General features: G+C 71.0%; 20 protein-coding genes and 1 pseudogene. 12 read left to right on the forward strand and 9 right to left on the reverse strand.

Going from position 1 to position 18,824, the window contains the following annotated elements; all coding sequences use genetic code 11:
* A pseudogene (locus tag IG08_RS62015) lies at positions 1-79 on the reverse strand (MarR family transcriptional regulator); the annotation flags it as partial.
* A gap of 117 nt (positions 80-196) precedes the next feature.
* Here IG08_RS62015 and IG08_RS0148050 point away from each other — a divergent pair.
* Both IG08_RS0148050 and IG08_RS0148055 read left to right on the forward strand, forming a co-directional pair.
* Positions 197-733: a 2'-5' RNA ligase family protein gene (locus IG08_RS0148050; RefSeq protein WP_030619449.1), complete on the forward strand. Its 537-nt coding sequence runs from the start codon at positions 197-199 to the stop codon at positions 731-733.
* A gap of 116 nt (positions 734-849) precedes the next feature.
* Positions 850-1,203 carry a hypothetical protein gene (locus IG08_RS0148055; protein ID WP_030619450.1) on the forward strand — a complete coding sequence of 118 codons (354 nt, stop codon included), beginning with the start codon at positions 850-852 and terminating at the stop codon, positions 1,201-1,203.
* Positions 1,204-1,223: 20 nt separating this feature from the next.
* Here IG08_RS0148055 and IG08_RS0148060 read toward each other — a convergent pair whose 3' ends face one another.
* The 3 genes from IG08_RS0148060 to IG08_RS0148070 form a co-directional block, all read right to left on the reverse strand.
* Complete coding sequence (locus IG08_RS0148060; protein WP_030619452.1) at positions 1,224-2,213, reverse strand: helix-turn-helix domain-containing protein; 990 nt, start codon at positions 2,211-2,213, stop codon at positions 1,224-1,226.
* Positions 2,214-2,703: 490 nt separating this feature from the next.
* Positions 2,704-3,828 (reverse strand): sensor histidine kinase, encoded by a 1,125-nt coding sequence (locus IG08_RS0148065; RefSeq protein ID WP_030619454.1) that lies wholly within the window; start codon positions 3,826-3,828, stop codon positions 2,704-2,706.
* Positions 3,821-4,516 carry a response regulator transcription factor gene (locus IG08_RS0148070; protein ID WP_030619456.1) on the reverse strand — a complete coding sequence of 232 codons (696 nt, stop codon included), beginning with the start codon at positions 4,514-4,516 and terminating at the stop codon, positions 3,821-3,823. Before IG08_RS0148070 ends, IG08_RS0148065 begins: the two co-directional genes overlap by 8 nt.
* An 87-nt stretch (positions 4,517-4,603) precedes the next feature.
* On the opposite strand from IG08_RS0148070, the gene IG08_RS0148075 reads away from it, so the two are divergent.
* Both IG08_RS0148075 and IG08_RS0148080 read left to right on the forward strand, forming a co-directional pair.
* Positions 4,604-5,239, forward strand: coding sequence for a M15 family metallopeptidase (locus IG08_RS0148075; protein ID WP_030619459.1), 636 nt, complete (start codon positions 4,604-4,606; stop codon positions 5,237-5,239).
* Positions 5,240-5,262: 23 nt separating this feature from the next.
* Positions 5,263-6,342, forward strand: coding sequence for an endonuclease/exonuclease/phosphatase family protein (locus tag IG08_RS0148080; RefSeq protein ID WP_030619461.1), 1,080 nt, complete (start codon positions 5,263-5,265; stop codon positions 6,340-6,342).
* 124 nt (positions 6,343-6,466) lie between these two features.
* Here the strand turns inward: IG08_RS0148080 and IG08_RS0148085 are convergent, their stop codons facing one another.
* Positions 6,467-7,444: an alpha/beta hydrolase gene (locus tag IG08_RS0148085; RefSeq protein WP_030619465.1), complete on the reverse strand. Its 978-nt coding sequence runs from the start codon at positions 7,442-7,444 to the stop codon at positions 6,467-6,469.
* A 245-nt stretch (positions 7,445-7,689) separates the two neighbouring features.
* On the opposite strand from IG08_RS0148085, the gene IG08_RS0148090 reads away from it, so the two are divergent.
* Positions 7,690-8,694 (forward strand): TerC/Alx family metal homeostasis membrane protein, encoded by a 1,005-nt coding sequence (locus IG08_RS0148090; RefSeq protein WP_030619467.1) that lies wholly within the window; start codon positions 7,690-7,692, stop codon positions 8,692-8,694.
* Between the two features lie 66 nt (positions 8,695-8,760).
* Positions 8,761-9,642, forward strand: a complete 882-nt coding sequence (locus tag IG08_RS0148095) for an LLM class F420-dependent oxidoreductase (protein WP_030619471.1) — start codon at positions 8,761-8,763, stop codon at positions 9,640-9,642.
* Here IG08_RS0148095 and IG08_RS0148100 read toward each other — a convergent pair.
* The gene (locus IG08_RS0148100) at positions 9,618-9,839 is read right to left on the reverse strand and encodes a hypothetical protein (protein ID WP_030619474.1); all 222 of its coding nucleotides are present in this window, start codon (positions 9,837-9,839) and stop codon (positions 9,618-9,620) included. The genes IG08_RS0148095 and IG08_RS0148100 overlap by 25 nt on opposite strands.
* Before the next feature lie 114 nt (positions 9,840-9,953).
* Between IG08_RS0148100 and IG08_RS0148105 the strand changes: the two genes are divergently transcribed.
* Positions 9,954-10,859 carry a LysR family transcriptional regulator gene (locus IG08_RS0148105; protein ID WP_030619475.1) on the forward strand — a complete coding sequence of 302 codons (906 nt, stop codon included), beginning with the start codon at positions 9,954-9,956 and terminating at the stop codon, positions 10,857-10,859.
* Between the two features lie 60 nt (positions 10,860-10,919).
* Here the strand turns inward: IG08_RS0148105 and IG08_RS0148110 are convergent, their stop codons facing one another.
* On the reverse strand, positions 10,920-11,483 hold the full coding sequence (locus tag IG08_RS0148110) for an NAD(P)H-dependent oxidoreductase (protein ID WP_030619478.1): 564 nt from the start codon (positions 11,481-11,483) through the stop codon (positions 10,920-10,922).
* Positions 11,484-11,584: 101 nt separating this feature from the next.
* On the opposite strand from IG08_RS0148110, the gene IG08_RS0148115 reads away from it, so the two are divergent.
* Genes IG08_RS0148115 through IG08_RS0148130 form a run of 4 tightly spaced genes read left to right on the forward strand, consistent with a single transcriptional unit; the run spans position 11,585 to position 16,034 of the window.
* A complete protein-coding gene (locus tag IG08_RS0148115; protein WP_030619480.1) occupies positions 11,585-12,265 on the forward strand; it encodes a TetR/AcrR family transcriptional regulator in 681 nt (226 codons plus the stop codon).
* A gap of 59 nt (positions 12,266-12,324) precedes the next feature.
* The gene (locus IG08_RS0148120) at positions 12,325-13,371 is read left to right on the forward strand and encodes a LacI family DNA-binding transcriptional regulator (protein WP_030619482.1); all 1,047 of its coding nucleotides are present in this window, start codon (positions 12,325-12,327) and stop codon (positions 13,369-13,371) included.
* Positions 13,372-13,388: 17 nt separating this feature from the next.
* The gene (locus IG08_RS0148125; protein ID WP_030619484.1) at positions 13,389-14,567 is read left to right on the forward strand and encodes a 4-hydroxybenzoate 3-monooxygenase; all 1,179 of its coding nucleotides are present in this window, start codon (positions 13,389-13,391) and stop codon (positions 14,565-14,567) included.
* A gap of 30 nt (positions 14,568-14,597) precedes the next feature.
* Positions 14,598-16,034 carry a benzaldehyde dehydrogenase gene (locus IG08_RS0148130; RefSeq protein ID WP_030619487.1) on the forward strand — a complete coding sequence of 479 codons (1,437 nt, stop codon included), beginning with the start codon at positions 14,598-14,600 and terminating at the stop codon, positions 16,032-16,034.
* A 12-nt stretch (positions 16,035-16,046) separates the two neighbouring features.
* On the opposite strand, the gene trxA is transcribed toward IG08_RS0148130, so the two are convergent.
* A complete protein-coding gene (gene trxA, locus IG08_RS0148135; protein ID WP_030619491.1) occupies positions 16,047-16,433 on the reverse strand; it encodes a thioredoxin in 387 nt (128 codons plus the stop codon).
* A 142-nt stretch (positions 16,434-16,575) separates the two neighbouring features.
* Between trxA and IG08_RS0148140 the strand changes: the two genes are divergently transcribed.
* A complete protein-coding gene (locus IG08_RS0148140) occupies positions 16,576-18,018 on the forward strand; it encodes a dihydrolipoyl dehydrogenase family protein (RefSeq protein WP_030619493.1) in 1,443 nt (480 codons plus the stop codon).
* 155 nt (positions 18,019-18,173) lie between these two features.
* Here IG08_RS0148140 and IG08_RS0148145 read toward each other — a convergent pair whose 3' ends face one another.
* Complete coding sequence (locus IG08_RS0148145) at positions 18,174-18,818, reverse strand: peptide deformylase (protein ID WP_030619496.1); 645 nt, start codon at positions 18,816-18,818, stop codon at positions 18,174-18,176.
* Between the last annotated feature and the right edge of the window lie 6 nt (positions 18,819-18,824).

An 18,824-nucleotide genomic window follows, 5' to 3' on the forward strand; every position in this document is an offset into this window, starting at 1 on the left:
CCTCGATCCTGCCGTGCAGCAGGGAGAGCGCGCACCAGCCCTGGGCGAGCGCGGTGAGTGCGGGGTCTGTGGCGGTCATGGGGCCTGCTTCCTCCGTCCCGAAGTGGCTGGCATCCAGGATAGGGCACCTTTGAAATAGTCAGCTGGAGCATGTAAGGCGCGTGCGCAAGGGATGTCGCTGTGTTACACACATGCGGTGACGGAAGACTCCAGCGGATTCCAGGCAGGACAGTCGGGCCTCGTCGTCAGGATCCCCGAGGCCGAACCGGCGGTCCGGACATGGCGCGACGGCCTCGACCCCGCGGCCCGAGCCGGTGTCCCGGCCCATGTGACCGTGCTCTTCCCCTTCCTGCACGCGTCCCTCATCGACGACGACGCGTGCGCCGCCCTCGCCGAGACGGTCGGGCGGCACGAGTCCTTCGAGGTCCGCTTCGAGAGCTGCGGACGGTTTCCCGGGGTGCTGTACCTCGCCCCCGTCCCGGACGTGCCGTTCCGCCGGCTCACCGAGGCGGTCGTCGGCCGGTGGCCGCAAACCCCGCCGTACGGCGGCAAGTTCGGCGCCGGAATCGTCCCGCATCTGACCGTCGCGCAGGGGCAGGACGACACCGTCCTGGACGAGGCGGAGGCGGGTCTTCGCCCCGGTCTGCCCTTCACGGCCCGGGTGTCGTCGGTCGATCTCGTGGTCTTCGACGGCGCCGAGTGGGGGCAGCGGGCGTCCTTCGCACTCCGGTAGCGAGCCGGTACCGTCCGCGGCCCCGAAAACCCCATGGCCGGTGCACTTGTCCCGCCGGTATCGTCCGCACTCCCGATCGGCCGCACCCGGCGGCCGCCCCTGCAGAGAGTGGTCCCATGCCCGGCCCGCGACCGACGACGACCCTGTGGCGCCCCAGCGGACCTAAGGAGCTGGACCTGGTCCGGGAGCTCAACTGGCGTGCCTGGCCGCCCCGGTTGCCCGAGCAGACGATCTTCTACCCGGTGCTCAACGAGGACTACGCCATCAAGATCGCGCGGGACTGGAACGTCAAGCACGACGGCGCCGGTTTCGTCACCCGTTTCGAGATCGACACGGAGTTCGTGAGCCGATACCCCGTACAGCAGGCGGGCGGGCGGACGATCCTCGAACTGTGGGTACCCGCCGAGGAGCTCGACGAGTTCAACGCCCACCTCGTCGGCGAGATCCAGGTGGTGCACGAGTTCCGCTGACGGTCATGGCCGTACCACTGCTACGGCCGTGCCAAGTGCCGCATCGTCAGGGCCAGTTGCAGTCTGAGCCGCCCTTGGGGTGTGCGCAGTGGCCAGCCCAGCAGGTGCTCGGCGTGGGACAGCCGGTCCTGGAGCGTGGAGTGGTGGACGTTGATCTCGGCGGCGGCCGCGCGCAGGCTCGCCGTCGAGGCGACGGCGTGCAGCGTGGCCAGCAGCCAGGGCGTGGCCGCACCGGCCGCCTCCAGGGCGTGGACGTCGGGCGGCGGCTCCGTACCCGGCGCGACGAGGTCGGCCAGGAGGGCGATGCCGCCCAGCTCGTCGGCGTGCACGACGCACTGACCCGGATCCTGCGCGGTGCCCTCCGCCGTGAACCGCAGGGCGGTGCGGGCGGCGGCACAGGACCGCGGCAGGTCGAGCACGGGGACGGCGGGGCCCACCCCGACGCGGCCGGCGGGCGCCGCGGCCTCCGGGAGCGCGGGCACGATCCGGGGCCGGCCGTCGAGCGGGGCCAGGACACGAGCCGGCGCCGCGGGGTCCAGCCCGAGCCGGCGAGCCGCGTGCAGCCGGGCCGGCTCCGGGGCCGTGGCGTCCAGGACCGTCTCGACCAGTGCGGGATCGTCGACGGGGACACGGCCCCGCGTGCGGTCGAGGACCAGGCGTACGGCGCCGGCGGCGCGCTCCAGGATGACCGCGTCGACCACGCTGGGCGCCGCCTCCGCCCGCTCCAGCCACAGGGCCGCCGCGCCGCCGGGCGCCAGCGGTGTGGACGGCCAGGCGGGATCCGGCGGGAGCGTGGAGTCCCGGCGCGTGCCGTCGGCCTCGACGCGGACATGGACCCGCCGGTCGGTGTCGGTCAGCCGGGCCGGCACCCCGGCCAGCACCGCGGCCCCGCGCACCAGTGCCTCCAGACCGGCCCGTGCCTCGGACAGGCGGTCGAAGTAGGCGATGACCTGGACGGCGGCACCGGCGTCCGGATCCAGCGCGGTCAGGCGTCCGGCCAGCTCTTTCATACGCCCATGGTGCGCTATGCGGGCGGTTTGGAGGAGTCCTCGGCGATATCCGCCGGACCGGCTGTGAGCGGGGGCCGGTGCGGTTCGGCGCCCCAAGGGGCGCATTGCGGCTCCGCCGCGCTGGGGGAGAAGCCGAGGGCCGGGCAGCGCCCAGCCGCGCCGGACCTGCGGTCGACCCACCGGACATCCAGGGGCATGGCCCGAATGTCCGCGCTTGGGGCGTCCGGGGAGATGGGTGCCGGCGGCGGGGGTGCCGCGCCGCCGCGGCGGCCCCGGATCCCGGTCGGCCGGAGTCCGCTCCCGGAGCCTCTCGGCGAGGCGGGGCACCTTCTTGACCCGGCCGGTGCGGCAGATCCCGGCGACTGCGCCGCCGCGCGAGCGGCACGGCGAGCCGGGCTCGGCCGCACACCGGGGGCAGGGGGCCGCTCGACGTCGTCCGCGTCGGCCGGAAAGGAGCGTTTGCGAGAACGCCGTTCCTGCCTCCGTCGCCTCACGCCCCGGCGCCGCTGCCGGTGTGCGGGGACGCCGCGGGTAGTTCCACAGCGATGTGCATCCCGCCGGCAGAGCGCGGGGTGAGGGTGAGTGTTCCGTCGTGTGCGAGGGCGATGCTCTTGACGATGGCCAGGCCGAGGCCGACGCCTGCGTGGTCGGTGTGTATGCGCTCGGTGCCGCGCTGGAATGGTTCGGTGAGTGTTGAGGCCAGCTGTGGGGTGAGCTTTTCGCCAGTGTTTTCGACAGTGAGCACCACAGTCCTGGTGCGGACGCTGGTGTTCACCCACACCGTGCCCTGTTCGGGCAGGTTGTGGACGATCGCGTTGTGCACGAGGTTTGTGGTCAGCTGAAGCAGGAGTGCCTGCGATCCGATCGTGGGGGCGATGTCGCCGCCGGTCTCGATGGTGACGCCACGCTTTTCCGCGAGGGGGAGGAGTGTTTCGGTGGCTCCTTCCGCCAGGAGGGACAGGTCGACGTGTTCTCGGGTGAAGGACCGCTGGTTGGCGCGGCTGAGTAGGAGCAGCGCCTCGGTGAGGTCGATCGCGCGGGTGTTGACGGCGTGGAGGCGGTCGATGATTTCGCCGGTGTCGTGGTTCGGATCGGTGCGGGCCACGTCGAGAAGTGTCTTCGAGATCGCGAGTGGGGTGCGCAACTCGTGAGAGGCGTTGGCTGCGAATCTCTGCTGTTCGGCGACGTGTGCTTCGAGCCGTGCCAGCATCGTGTCGAAGGCGTCGGCGAGTTCGCTGAACTCGTCTTTGCGGCCCGGCAGCCGGATGCGGTGGGAGAGTGATCCGCTCGTGGCCATGCGGGTGGCGTCGGTGATGCGGGTCAGCGGGGCGAGCATCCGGCCGGCGAGGATCCACCCTCCCATGAGGCCGAACACCAGCAGGAACGCCAGTACTGCGGCCGCCCTCGGAGCGAAAACGTTCAGGAGGACGGACCGGATGGGAAAAACACCATTGAGCTGGTCCTCATCGGCGTTGGTGAGCATCGCGCGCTCGGGGACGTAACGCAGGAGGAACACCCACACCGCCGCGAGCAGCAAGGCACCGGCAAGCATGAGGAATCCGGCGTAGCTGAGGGTGAGTTTGAGGCGAACGCTCAACCCAGGTGCCCTATCCACGCGCGCCTCCCTCGTGTCCGGCCTCTGGTTGCGTGTCGATGCGGTAGCCGACGCCCGGCACGGTGGCGATGAGCCAGGGTTCGCCGAGGCGCTTGCGCAGGGCGGAGACCGTGATGCGCACGGCGTTGGTGAACGGATCGGCGTTCTCGTCCCACGCCCGCTCCAGGAGCTCTTCGGCGCTGACGACACCGCCTTCGGCAGCGGCGAGGACTTCGAGCACGGCGAACTGCTTCCGGGTCAGCGCGACGTAGCGGCCGTCCCGGTAGACCTCTCTGCGGAACGGGTCCAGCCGCAGGCCTGCGATCTCTCGTACGGGCGGCCTGTTGTGGGCACGTCTGCGGTCGAGTGCTCTGAGCCTGAGCGCCAGTTCTCGGAGTTCGAAGGGTTTCGTGAGGTAGTCGTCGGCGCCGAGTTCGAACCCGGAGGCCTTGTCGTCAAGACGGTCGGCTGCGGTGAGCATGAGGATGGGCATGCCGCTGCCGGACGCGACGATGCGTTTGGCGATCTCGTCACCGGACGGTCCGGGGATGTCGCGGTCGAGGACGGCGATGTCGTAGATGTTGATCCTCAGCAGTTCCAGAGCGGTGTCGCCGTCACCTGCGAGGTCGGCCGCGATCGCTTCCAGGCGCAGGCCATCGCGGATGGCTTCTGCCAGATAGGGCTCGTCCTCGACAATCAGCACACGCATGCTCTCGAGGCTACGAGTCGGCGCATATCGTCGGCATATCGAAAACCGCATACGTGCCGGCAACACCGCGCTGCCTTGACTGGCGGCATGACTCGTACCCCACCATCGGCACGGACACCGACCCGCCGGATTCGATGGCTCCTTGCCGTCGGCCTGTTAGCCGTCTTAGCAGTGATCACCACAGCCCTCGGCTACCAGGTGCAGAAGTCCTCGCCCCCCTCGGCCGCAGCACCCCTGAATTCCTTTCACCTTGAGCGCCGTGGTGCGCTCGGCGAGGCCGACGGTGCCGTCCCCGACGACGTGACGGTCTTCGACGACGCGATTCCGGCCGTGGCCAACCTCGATCCAGCTCTGCTCAAGGCCCTCCGCCAGGCTGCGACGGCTGCCGGGGACGACGGAGTCGCCTTCTATGTCACCAGCGGCTGGCGTTCCCCGGCGTACCAGAATCAGCTTCTCGGCAAGGCGGTCGCCGAGTACGGGTCCGAAGAAGAGGCTGCCCGATGGGTGGCCACCGCGGCGACGTCTCCTCACGTGTCGGGGGACGCGGTCGACATCGGGCACTCCGATGCGACGGCCTGGCTGTCCGAGCATGGCGCCGAGTACGGGCTGTGCCAGATCTACCGGAACGAACCCTGGCACTACGAACTGCGCCCCGAAGCGATCGATCGTGGTTGCCCGCACATGTATGCCGACCCCACCCAGGACCCGAGGATGCAGCAGTGACCGGCAGTGAGCGAGGACGGACGATGACGCAGGTGGACACGGCGGAGACCGGACAGGACGACGCCGACCGCGACGATACCGGCGCCGGGACCTGGCACGCGCCCATCCACCGGGCGATCCGCCTCGCCTCCCGGCCGGGGCCCTGGAAGCGCGGCCTGGTGCTCGCGGCGCTGGCGCTGCTCCTTGGCCTGCTCATGCTGCTGCACGCGAAGATCCCGAACCGGATCGGGAACATCGGCAGCCTGGTGGAGACCCTCCTGCCCTGGTTCGGCCTGTTCGTCCCGGTGCTGCTGGCCGGGGCGCTCTGGCGCCGCTCCGCCTCCGCGGTGGCCGCGCTGCTGCTGCCGGTCACGGTGTGGCTGAACCTCTTCGGCGGGCTGCTCGGCGACAAGTCCCACTCAGGCAGCGACCTCACCGTGGCCGGCCACAACGTCGGCGCCGACAACCCCGACCCGGCCGGCACCGCCCGCGACCTGGCCGCCTCCGGTGCGGACGTGCTGGCGCTGGAGGAGATCACCGAGCAGGACCGGGGCACGTACGAGACGGAGCTGGCGAAGACATACCGGTACCACACGGTGCAGGGCACGGTCGGGCTGTGGAGCAAGCTGCCGCTGTCGGACACCCGGCCGGTCGACATCGAGCAGGACGTCGGGCCGCTGGGGGACACCAAGCCCGCCGAGGTCAAGCTGGCCTACAACCGGGCGCTACGCGCCACGGTGACCACGGACCACGGGCCGCTGGCGGTGTATGTGGCCCACCTCGGGTCCGTACGCGTGACTCCCAGGACGGGCTTCTGGACGGACAGCCGGGACAGAAACGCGCAGGCGCTCGGCAAGGCCATCGCCGCCGAGCGGAGCAAGCGGGTGGTGCTGCTCGGCGACCTGAACGGCACCATGGACGACCGCGCTTTCGCCGGCATCACCTCACAGCTGCACTCGGCCCAGGACACGGCCGGGGACGGCTTCGGCTTCACTTGGCCGGCGAAGTTCCCGGTGGCGCGGATCGACCAGATCCTGGTCAGGGGAGTGGAGCCGGACAGTTCGTGGGTGCTGCCGGCCACCGGCAGCGACCACCTGCCGGTCGGTGCCGGAATCAGTTGGTGAACACCGCGCCTGACGGCGGGGGTGTCCGCCGTCAGGTTCGCAGCTCTCTGCTCTCTGCACGGTGCCCTCCGGTAGGTCGACCGCGCGGTGCACGAAGTCGACGACCGTGTCCGGGGCTCAGCGCTCAGTTCCCCAGCAGCCTGCGCAGCCACGCCAGTTGAGCCGCCCGGGCCGCCTGCGAGAGTGCTGCCTGGGGGGCGAAGCCGTCGAAGCCGTGGAAGCCGCCGGGCCACACGTGCAGTTCGGCCACTCCGCCGGCCTGCCAGATCCGGGAGGCGTAGGCGACGGCCTCGTCCCGGAAGGTCTCCGCGGAGCCCACGTCGAGGAAGGCCGGGGGCAGCCCGGACAGGTCCTCGGCCCGGGCCGGCGCCGCGTACGCGGACACGTCCGGACCGCCGCGCAGCTCACCGAGCAGCGCCGTCCAGCCGGTCTCGTTGGCCGTACGGTCCCAGACGCCGAGCCCGGCCATCTGATGGGCGGACGGGGTGTCGTTGCGGTCGTCCAGCATCGGGCACATCAGCAGCTGGCCGACGGGCTGCGGGCCCTTGCGGTCCCGGGTGAGCAGGGCCAGGGCTGCGGACAGGCCCCCGCCCGCGCTGGCACCCGCGAGGACGATCCGCTCCGGGTCGGCGCCGAGTTCCGCGGCGTGTTCCGCGGTCCACACGAGTCCCGCGTAGACGTCCTCGATCGCGGCGGGATACCGATGCTCGGGCGCCAGCCGGTACTCCACCGACACCACGACCGCGTCCAGCTCCTTCGCCCAGGCCAGCGGGCCGTCCACCCCGACCCGGTTGTTGCCGATGACCAGGCCGCCGCCGTGGACGTGGTAGACGACGGGCCGCGCTGTGTCCGCGGGCGCCGGGGCGGCGGGACGGGCGATCAGCAGCGAGATGTCGGGAGCGCCCTCGGGCCCCGGCACCGACCGGTCCTCGACCTCGAAGAACCCGCCGAGGGTCAGGTCCAGATCGGCCAGCATCTGGATGCCGGGCCCCTGCCGGACCATGTCGATCTCGTCCAGGGTGAGGCCGGGCGACACCACTTCCTTGATCAGATCGAGGGCGGCGGCGAGCTCGGGGTCGAACGGGGGCGGGACCTGGGACATGGCTTCTCCTGACGCGGGACGCGGCGGCTCGTGGAGCGATGATCCGCGCACAGACGGCCGTTCGGGATGCCGCCGGACGGCGGAACCTGCCCGCCGTCCGGCGGGTGGTGCCCCCGTCTTCCGCCCCGGCCTGTCGTGACCTGCACTTCCTTGCCATGACATGACCTTTTGTTCACCGTCTGTCGGTGGAAAGGATTGCCGATGGTGACAACGCTGTCGAGACCCCCCATGTACCAGGAGCACCCGTGAACGTTTCCCTCTCCGTCTGGCTGGTGACCATCGCAGCCCTGTGCGCGCTGGTCGGCGCGGACTTCTTCATCGGCCGAAAACCGCACGACGTGTCGGTCAAGGAAGCCGGGATCTGGACGGTCGTCTGGGTCGTCCTGGCCTGTCTGTTCGGGCTCGGACTGTTCCTTTTCGGCGGGGGCAAGCCCACGGGGGAGTTCTTCGCCGGATACGTCACCGAGAAGTCGCTGAGCGTCGACAACCTCTTCGTCTTCGTGCTGATCATGGGCAAGTTCGCGGTGCCCTCGCAGTACCAGCAGCGGGTGCTGATGGTCGGGGTCGTCATGGCCCTGGTGCTGCGTGCCGGCTTCATCGCGGCCGGAGCGGCGATCATCTCCGCCTTCTCCTGGGTGTTCTACCTCTTCGGCGCCTTCCTGATCTGGACCGCCTGGAAGCTGGTCCAGGATGCACGCAAGGAGGGGCACGACGAGGAGTACGAGGAGAACAAGCTGCTGAAGGCGGTGGAGAAGCGTTTCGGCGTGGCCGACCGCTACCACGGCACCAAGCTGTTCATCACGGAGAACGGCAAGCGGATCATGACCCCGATGCTGGTCGTGATGCTCGCGATCGGTTCCACCGACGTCCTGTTCGCCCTGGACTCCATCCCCGCCATCTACGGCCTGACTCAGGACCCGTACATCGTCTTCACGGCCAACGCCTTCGCGCTGATGGGCCTCAGGCAGCTGTACTTCCTCATCGGCGGCCTGCTCAGGAAGCTGGTCCACCTCAGCTACGGCCTGTCGATCATCCTGGGCTTCATCGGCGTCAAACTGGTGCTGCACGCTCTGCACGAGTCCGGGGTCCACGTCCCCGAGATCAGCATTCCCTTCTCGCTCGGCTTCATCGTGCTCGTCCTGACGGTCACCACGCTGACCAGCCTCAGGGCCGCGAAGAAGCAGGAGGAGCAGGAGGAGCAGGAGGAGCAGGAGGAGCAGGCGAAGGCCGAGGCCGAACGCGTCGCTTGACTTCGAGAGCGCTCGAAGTTCTAGCGTCACCAAGGTCGGCGAAGGCCCCGGTGAACGGAGACTGACATGCGCGTGGGCGTGCACATCAACCGGTTCGACCACCCCGGGGGCGGTCCCGTTCTCGGGGCCGAACTCGCCGCGGCGGGCACCGCGGCCGAGGCGGCCCAAGTGGCCTGGCTGTCGGTCATGGACCACTACTTCCAGATGGAGTTCAACGACCGCGCCGAGGACCCCATGCTGGAGGCCTACACGACCCTCGGCTTCCTCGCGGCCCACACCTCCACGGTCCGGCTCGGCGCGCTGGTGACCGGAGTGACGTATCGCCACCCCGGACTGCTCGCCAAGATCGCCACCACGCTCGACGTGCTGTCCGGCGGCCGGGCCACCCTCGGTATCGGGGCGGCCTGGTACGACCGGGAACACGAAGGGCTCGGCGTGCCGTTCCCGCCGCTCGCGGAGCGCTTCGAGCGGCTGGAGGAGACCCTGCGGATCTGTCTGCAGATGTGGGACCCGGCGGCGAACGGCCCCTTCGAGGGCGAGCACCACCGGCTCGCCGAGACCCTGTGCGTCCCGGCACCGGTCAGCAGCCCGCATCCGGAGATCATGATCGGCGGCGGCGGGGAGAAGAAGACCCTCCGGCTGGTCGCCGAGTACGGCGACGCGTGCAACCTGTTCGCCACCTCGCCCGAGGAGGTCACGCACAAGCTCGACGTGCTGCGCGGCCACTGCGACACCGTGGGCCGCGACTACGACGAGATCCGCAAGACCGTCGCGTACACGGGCGAGCCGGCCACCGAGGGCGACCTCGACGCCTTCACCCGGGACATCACGGGCTACACCAAACTCGGCATCGACACGGTGATCCTCGCCCCGCGCATCGGGGCGCCCGCCGAGTGGATCGAACGCTTCGTCGCCCCTGCCGTTCAGCGGCTGGCGGGACTCGACTGAGCGACGGCGGCCGGACGGCTGCGGGACACGACCCGCACCCCGCGGCCGTCGACCACCCGGACCTGCAACGAGCCGCAGCCGCAACGGGTCCACACGGTACGGCCCTCGGCCGTGCCGTGCCGGGACACCACCTGGAAGGGCTCGGCGTCGTCCGGCCAACCGCAGTGCGGGCAGACGACACCGGTCGTGCTGGTCATGGCAACTCCTCTGGTCCGGTGACTGGTCGTCCGTCGCGACACAGCCAGGGTGCAGCGAAGTCTTCGTACACGTCCAGGTTGACTTTCTGGACCTCACCTTGAAGCGTGGGCTTCATGATTGACCTGCGCCGACTGCATGTCCTCAGGGCGGTCTCCCACTACGGCACGGTCACCGCCGCCGCCCAGGCCCTGCACTTCACCCCGTCCGCCGCCTCCCAGCAGATCCGCCAACTGGCCCGCGACCTGGGCGTGGATCTTCTGGAACCGCAGGGGCGAGGAGTACGGCTGACCTCGGCCGCCGAGAGCCTGCTCGCGCACGCCGACGCCATCCAGGCCCGCTGGGAACTGGCAGAGCTGGATCTGCGCGCGGACCACGGTGAGCCGGCGGGCCCGCTGCGTGTGAGCGGTTTCCCGGTGGCCATCTCGGTGCTGCTGGCCCCGATGGCGGTCCGGCTGCGCGAGCGGCACCGTCGACTGGCCGTCAGCATCCAGGAGTTGGGCGTGCAGGAGAGCTTCGACCTGCTCTTCGAGGGGGAGATCGATCTGGCGGTCGTGGAGGCGACCCCGCGCAACCCGCCGCTGAGCGACGCGCGCTATGACCAACAGTCGCTCCTGGACGACCCGTTCGACCTGGTCGTACCCGAGGACCATCCACTGGCCGGGCGGGACCGCGTGGACCTCGCGGAGGCGGCGCGCGAGGACTGGATCGCCCCTGTGCCGGACAGCCCCTGCAGCCCCCACGTGCGGTCGGCGTGCGGCGCGGCCGGATTCACTCCGGACGTCGTCCACCACGCCCTGGACTGGAACGTCACCGCCCACCTCGTCGCCCACCGGCTCGGTGTCGCGCTGATCCCGCGCCTCGCCCAGCTGACCCCGCACCTGCCGATCGTGCGGGTGCGCTGCACGGGCAACCCGCACCGCAAGCTGCTCACCTGCACCCGTCGCGGCGGTCATGAACGGCCCGCGGTGGCGGCCGCGCTCTTGGAACTGCGGGAGCTGGCACCGACGGCGGTGGCCTGACGCGGAAGAGGGGCCGGAGCCACGTCGGGCTCCGGCCCCTCCCCGGGACCTGCGGTCGGATCAGGCGGCAGCCGTCTCGTCGGCGTGGCCGTGGACCAGGGCGATGACCTCGGTCAGCTGGGCCGCGACCTCGGCGTCGTCGGCCGGGTGTGTCTCGGCGAAGCGGACCACGGAACCCGGGATGGACAGCTTGACGTCCTCCAGCACCTTGGCGCCGGCGATGCCCAGGGACTTGCGGGTCTCGTCCTGCGCCCATACGCCGCCGAACTGGCCGTAGGCGGTGCCGAGCACGGCGGTCGGCTTGCCGGCGAAGGAGCCGGCGCCGTACGGACGGGACAGCCAGTCGATGGCGTTCTTGAGCACGGCCGGGATGGTGCCGTTGTACTCGGGGGAGAACAGCAGGAACGCGTCGGAGGCCTGGGCGGCCTCACGCAGCTTGGCGGCGGCCGCCGGGACGTCGCCCTCGACGTCGATGTCCTCGTTGTAGAACGGGATGTCGGCCAGACCCTCGTAGATCACGACGTCGGCGCCCTCGGGAGCGAGCTTGACGGCCGCCTCGGCGAGCTGACGGTTGTGCGAGCCGGCTCGAAGGCTTCCGACGAGCGCGAGAATGCGAACAGACATGCGAATCTCCAGGGGTGCTGAAACACTGCCGTAATGTTCCGGACCGGGGTCCGTTTAATGTTCTAGCACCCTAACCGGACCGAGGTCCAGTTTTGTTCCCGATGCTTTACGCTGGCTTCATGTCCGCCACCCTGCCGCCCTTCCCGAAGCCTCAGGAGCCCTTCGAAGCGCCCCAGTTGCTGGAGGTCGGCTCCGCCCCCGAGGAGCCCTGCCTGCGCGCCGACGCGGCCCGCAACCGCGCACGGCTGCTGGAGGCGGCCGCCCGGCTGATCGCGGAGCACGGTGTGGCCGGGGTCACCATGGAGGCGGTGGCCACTGCGGCCGGGGTGGGTAAGGGCACGGTCTTCCGCCGTTTCGGCGACCGCACCGGACTGCTGATGGCGCTGCTGGACCACTCCACGCACAAGCTCCAGGCCGACTTCCTCGGCGGCCCCCCGCCGCTGGGGCCCGGGGCACCGCCGGTGGACCGGCTGAGGGCCCTCGGCGTGGCGATGCTGTACCGCTCGGTCGAGCAGCTGGACCTGCTGCTGGCCGCCCAGACGGAGCCGACCCGCCGCTTCTCCCACCCCTCGCTCCGGGCGCTGCACACGCACGCCGCGATGCTGCTGCGGCAGATCCTGCCCGACGCCGACTGTGAGCTCCTCGCCCACACGCTCCTGGCCTATCTCGACCCCGCCCTCGTCCACCACCTGACCCGGCAGTGCGGCGTACCCATGGAGAGGCTGGAGGCGGGCTGGGTGGACCTGGTCGCCCGCGTCACCCGTACCGAGCCGCCCCGCTGAGCTGCGCTCATCCTGGGGCGGCCGACCCGCTCGGGGACACCTTCACAGCTTCTGCAAAGATGACGACCGTCATGGTGCAGATACAGAACACGCCCGCGCCCACGTCCTCCGCGCCGCGCTCCGTGCCCACGAGCGCCGATGTGGCCCGCCTGGCCGGCGTCTCGCGCGCGACCGTCTCCTACGTCCTCAACAACACCAGCGCCGTCCGGATCAGCGAGCCCACGCGCCGCCGCGTCCACGAGGCCGCGAAAGAGCTCGGGTACGTGCCGCACGCGGCGGCCCGCAGCCTGCGCGCCGGGCACAGCCGTATGGTCCTGATGCCCGCCCCGGCCATCCCCGTCGGCCCGCTCTACAGCCAGTTCATCAACGAACTCCAGTGGGCGCTCGGCCGCCTCGACTACACCGTCGTCCAGTACGGCACCGTCGGACTGCACGACGACGAGGCCGCCCGGGCCTGGGCCGAACTGCGCCCGGTCGCCGTCCTGGTGCCCGGCTTCGGGCTCGGTCCGCAGGGGGTGGCGGTGCTCAAGCGCTCCGGCGCCCGGGCCGTGGTCACCCTCGGCCCCGAGTCCGTCGAGGGCGCCCACGCCCTGCTCATGGACCACGAGGGCGTCGGCCACTGCGCCGGTACCCATCTCTACGCCCGCGGCCGGCGCCGTATCGGGGTCGTCGTGCCCGAGGAGGCGGGCCTCGAGGCCTTCTCCCTGCCCCGCCTCGCCGGGGTGCGCCGAGCCCTGCGCGACACGGACGCCGCCCTGACCGAGCTGTCCCTGCCCTACGAGGAGGGCGCTGCCGTCCGGCTCGCCGCCCGCTGGCGGGATCTCGACCTCGACGCCGTGTTCACGTACAACGACGAGTACGCGATGCTGCTGATGCGGGCGCTCCAGGACGAGGGCGTGCGCATCCCGGAGGACACGGCGATGATCGGTGCTGACGACCTGCTGCTCGGGAGGCTGCTGCGACCGCGGCTGAGCACGGTCCACATCGAGCTGCCGTCCGGCCGTGACCTCGCCGAACTGGTCGACCGCGCGGTGCGCGACCCGGGCACCGCGCCCGAGACGCACAAGGTGCTGGGAGCCACGGTCGTGCACCGGGACTCCAGCTGACGCAAGGGAGGCGGGCCATGCGCACGACGGTCGGCATCATCGGCGGCGGCCCCGCCGGACTGCTCCTGGCCCGCCTGCTGCACCGCGTCGGCATCGACTGCGTGGTCCTGGAGGCCAGGACGCGGGAGTACGTCGAACACCGCCAGCGCGCCGGCATGCTGGAGCAGGGCACGGTCGACGCCCTGCGCGCGTGCGGCGCGGCCGCTCGGCTGGAGGCCGAGGGGCTGGTCCACCAGGGCATCGAGCTGCGGTTCGCCGGCGAACGCCACCACATCGACTTCCCGGTCCTCACCGGCGGCCGCACGGTCACGATCTACGCCCAGACCGAGATCGTGAAGGACCTCGTCGCCCTCCAACTGGCCGACGGACCCCCGCTGTTGTTCGAGGCGCAGGCGCTCGCGGTCGAGAAGCCGGAGAGCGAGCAGCCCGTCGTACGGTTCCTCCACGAAGGCCGCGAGCAGACGCTGACCTGCGACTGGGTGGCCGGCTGCGACGGCTTCCACGGCATCTCCCGGGACGCGTTCCCGGCGGCGACGAGCCGGACGTACGCACACGACTACCCGTACTCCTGGCTCGGCGTCCTCGCCGATGTCGCGCCGTCCTGCGACGAGTTGATCTACGCTCGCGGGGAGAACGGCTTCGCCCTGCACAGCATGCGCTCGCCGTCCGTCTCCCGGCTCTACCTCCAGGTCCCCAACGGCACCGAGCCCGACGACTGGCCCGACGACCGCATCTGGGACGAACTCGCCGCCCGCTTCGCGATCGACGCCGACTGGACCCTCGGCCGGGGCCCGATCACCGCCAAGTCCGTGACCCCGATGCGCAGTCATGTCCACGAGCCGATGCGTCACGGCCGTCTGCTGCTCGCCGGGGACGCGGCCCACATCGTGCCGCCGACCGGTGCCAAGGGACTCAACCTCGCCGTGTCCGACGTCCGTGTCCTCGGCCGTGCCTTCGCCGAACTCCACCGCACAGGTTCCGAACAACTCCTCGACAGCTACTCGGAGTTGTGCCTGGACCGTGTGTGGCAGGCCACGCGATTCTCGTACGACATGACTAGGATGTTGCACGCTCAACCAAACGGGGATGCGTTCGAGAGCCGGATGCAGCTCGCACGGCTGCACCGGATCACCGCATCCCGCCACGCGGCCGCCGAACTGGCCGCGAACTACACGGGACTACCGCTCCCCCTGTGAGTCCCACCGGTGAACGAACGGAGAGCCGTCATGTCGTTCCTCGACCCCAAGTCGTGGCAGTCCCACCCCCTTTCGGGCCCTGAGTACGCCGTCACCGAGCCCGCCACCGGCGACACGCTCGCCACCGTCACCCTCGCCTCCGCGGCGGATGTCGAGACGGCCGCGGAGGCCGCCCGCGCCGCCCAGGCCGAATGGGCCCGCGTTCCTCACTTCGTCCGCGCCGGGGTGCTGCGCAAGGCCGGTGACCTGTTCGCCGCGCACGCCGACGAACTGCGCGAGTGGATCGTCCGCGAGTCCGGGTCCATCCCGGGCAAGGCCGAGTTCGAGCTGCACGTCGCCGCCCAGGAGTGCTACGAGGCGGCCGCCCTCGCCTCCCGCCCGGCCGGGCAGGTCCTGCCCAGCGAGGCGCCCCGGCTGTCGTACACGCGGCGCGTCCCGGTCGGCGTCGTAGGCGTGATCTCGCCCTTCAACGCCCCGCTGATCCTCTCCATCCGCTCCGTCGCCCCGGCCCTCGCCCTCGGCAACGCGGTCGTCCTGAAGCCGGACCCGCGTACGGCGGTCTGCGGTGGTCTCTCCCTCGCTGCGATCTTCGCCGAGGCCGGGCTGCCCGAGGGCCTGTTCCACGTGCTGCCGGGCGGCCCGGACGTCGGCCAGGCCCTCGTCGCCGATCCGCGGGTGCCGGTCATCTCCTTCACCGGATCGACCGCGGCCGGCCGGGCCGTCGGCGAGGCCGCCGGCCGCCACCTGAAGCGCGCTCACCTCGAACTGGGCGGCAACTCCGCCCTGATCGTCCTGGAGGACGCCGACATCGAGGCCGTCATCTCCACGGCCGCGTGGGGTTCCTTCTTCCACCAGGGCCAGATCTGCATGACGACGGGCCGCCACCTCGTCCATGACTCGCTGTACGAGGAGTACGTCGAGCGGCTCGCGGCGAAGGCCGACTCACTGGCCGTCGGCGACCCGAACCGGGAGCAGGTCCACCTCGGCCCGATCATCGACGCCGCCCAACTCGCCAAGGTGCACGGCCTGGTGGAGGCCAGCACGGCGCAGGGCGCCAAGCTGGCCGCGGGCGGCACCCACGAGGACCTCTTCTACCGACCGACGGTGCTCGCCGGCCTCGACGGCAGCACACCCGCGTACGCGGAGGAGGTGTTCGGTCCCGTCGCGCCCGTACGGTCCTTCACCACGGTCGACGAGGCGGTGGCCCTCGCGACGGACGGCCCCTACGGCCTCTCGCTCGGCATCGTCACCGGCGACGCCGCCCGCGGCCTCGGCCTGGCCGAACGGATCCCGACCGGCATCGTCCACATCAACGACCAGACCGTGAACGACGAGGCGGTGGCGCCCTTCGGCGGGATCGCCGCGTCCGGCACCGGCGCCCGCTTCGGCGGCGAGGCCAATCTGGAGGCCTTCACCGACGTGCGCTGGACGACGGTGCGCGGCGACGTGGCGACGTACCCCTTCTAGAGGGGAAGGGCTCTACTCGCCGTCCTGCTCGGCCTGGGCCTGCTGGGCTTCCACTGCCTTGCGAACCTCGTCCATGTCCAGCTTGCGGGCCTGCCCGATGACGTCCGCCAAGGCGGATTCGGGCAGGGCGCCCGGCTGCGCGAACACGGCAACCTGATCGCGCACGATCATCAGCGTCGGGATCGACTGGATACCGAAGGCGGCGGCCAGCTCCGGCTGCGCCTCGGTGTCCACCTTGCCGAACACCAGGTCGGGGTTCTCCTCGGCGGCCTTCTCGTAGACCGGCGCGAACTGGCGGCACGGACCGCACCAGGTCGCCCAGAAGTCGATCAGGACGAACTCGTTGTCCGTGACCGTCTCGTCGAAGTTCTCCTTGGTGAGCTCCACGGTGCTGCTCATGGCGTGATCCCTCTTCCTGGTCTCGGAGCGAAGCCGTCGGCACAACACGGCCGGTCGGCCGTGTATTCCACTGCACTTCCACGTCGTATTCGGCGCGCGTACCCGTGTGGCCTCCGCGCACACCACCCACCAGACTGGGCCCATGACGGAAACGGAAAACATCGCGTGCACCGCCTACGATGTAGTGGTGCTCGGGGCCGGACCCGTGGGGGAGAACGTCGCCGACCGCACCCGCGCGGCCGGGCTGTCCACCGCGGTCGTGGAGAGCGAGCTGGTCGGCGGGGAGTGCTCCTACTGGGCGTGCATGCCCAGCAAAGCGCTGCTGCGACCGGTGATCGCCCAGGCGGACGCGCGCCGCCTGCCCGGGCTGCGCGACTCGGTACAGGGTCCCCTCGACGCGGCCGCGGTCCTCGCCCGCCGGGACGAGTACACCTCCCACTGGAAGGACGACGGCCAGGTCGGGTGGCTCGACGCCATCGGCGCCGATCTGTACCGCGGCCACGGCCGCCTCGCCGGAGAGCGCACGGTGACGGTCACCGGGCCCGACGGGGAACGGCATGTGCTGACCGCACGGCACGCGGTGGCCGTCTGCACCGGTACGACGGCCGTGCTGCCCGACCTGCCGGGCCTCGCCGACGTCAGGCCGTGGACCAGCCGGGAGGCCACCAGTGCCAAGGCGGCCCCCGGGCGGCTGGTCGTGGTCGGCGGGGGAGTGGTCGCCACCGAGATGGCCACCGCCTGGCAGGCCCTCGGCTCGCAGGTCACGCTCCTCGTCCGTGGCAAGGGCCTGCTGAACCGCATGGAACCCTTCGCCGGCGAACTCGTCACCGAAGGGCTCGCCGGGGCGGGTGCCGACGTGCGCACCGGTACCTCGGTCGAGTCGGTCACCCGTGAGAACGGCACGGTCGTGGTCGTCACCGGCACCGGCGACCGCATCGAGGCCGACGAGATCCTCTTCGCCACGGGGCGTGCCCCGCACACGGGCGACATCGGTCTGGACACCGTCGGCCTCGAGCCGGGCTCATGGCTGGAGGTGGACGACAGTCTGCGTGTCACCGGCAGCGAGTGGCTGTACGCGGTCGGCGACGTGAATCACCGTGCTCTGCTCACCCACCAGGGCAAGTACCAGGCGCGCATCGCAGGCGCCGCCATCGCTGCCCGCGCCTCCGGGGTGCCGTTGCTGGAGTCCGACCCCTGGGGAGCTCACGCCGCCACCGCCGACCATGCGGCCGTCCCGCAGGTCGTCTTCACCGACCCCGAGGCGGCCGCCGTAGGCCTCTCCCTGGCGGAGGCCGAGCAGGCGGGCCACCGGGTCCGTGCCGTCGACTACGAACTGGGCAACGTCTCCGGGGCGAGCCTGTACGGGGAGGGCTACCGGGGCCGGGCCCGCATGGTCGTCGACCTCGAACGCGAGATCCTTCTCGGGGTCACCTTTGTCGGCCCCGGCGTCGGCGAGCTGATCCACTCGGCGACGATCGCGGTCGCCGGGCAGGTGCCGATCAGCCGTCTGTGGCACGCGGTTCCGTCGTATCCGACGATCAGTGAGGTGTGGCTGCGGTTGCTGGAGGCTTACCGGGACAACTGAGCGCTCCGCCGGTTGTGTCGATATGCCGCTCCGCCGCGGGGCCGCGATGTGTCGTCGGTTCTCTGCGGTGCCGTCGTGGCTGGTCGCGCCCACGCGGCGGTGCCGCGTATCGACATGGCCCCGCGCCCCTTCAGGGCGCTGCCGAACCGAACTGCTCAGGGGAGCTCGAAGCCCAGGGACGCGGCCGCCGTCTCCGGCGTCGGCTGCGTCCAGCGCTCGGACATCGCCTGGTTCGAGGACAGTGAGCGGAGTTCGGCCCGGTCGAGGTACAGCATGCCGTCGAGGTGGTCGGTCTCGTGCTGGACGATGCGGGCGGGCCAGCCGGTGAACACCTCGTCCACCGGGCGGCCCTGCTCGTCCTCGCCGGTCAGCCGGACCTCGGCGTGCCGAGCGACCACCGCCTGCCATCCCGGCACACTCAGACAGCCCTCGAAGAACGCGGCCCGGGCGGTGCCGACGGGCTCGTACGACGGGTTGACCAGGACCCGGAACGGCTGCGGAGCCCGTCCGCGCGCCACCCGCACCTCGTCCGGCACGGGCGCCGGGTCCTCGATGACCGCGATCCGCAGCGGCACACCCACCTGGGGGGCGGCGAGGCCCACGCCCGGCGCCGCGTGCATGGTGATGCGCAGGGCCTCGACGAAACGGGCGAGCAGCGGGGCGTCCAACTGGCCGTCGAAGGGCTCGGTCGCGCGCCGTAGCACCGGTTCGCCGGCCGCCACGATCGGCAGCGGACCGTCCGTGGCGAGGAGTTCCTCGACCAGCTCGGCAAGGGGCGTGCGATCACTCGGAGTTGCCATCGCGCC

It is taken from the genome of Streptomyces fulvoviolaceus, assembly GCF_000718165.1.
Lineage (GTDB): Bacteria > Actinomycetota > Actinomycetes > Streptomycetales > Streptomycetaceae > Streptomyces > Streptomyces fulvoviolaceus.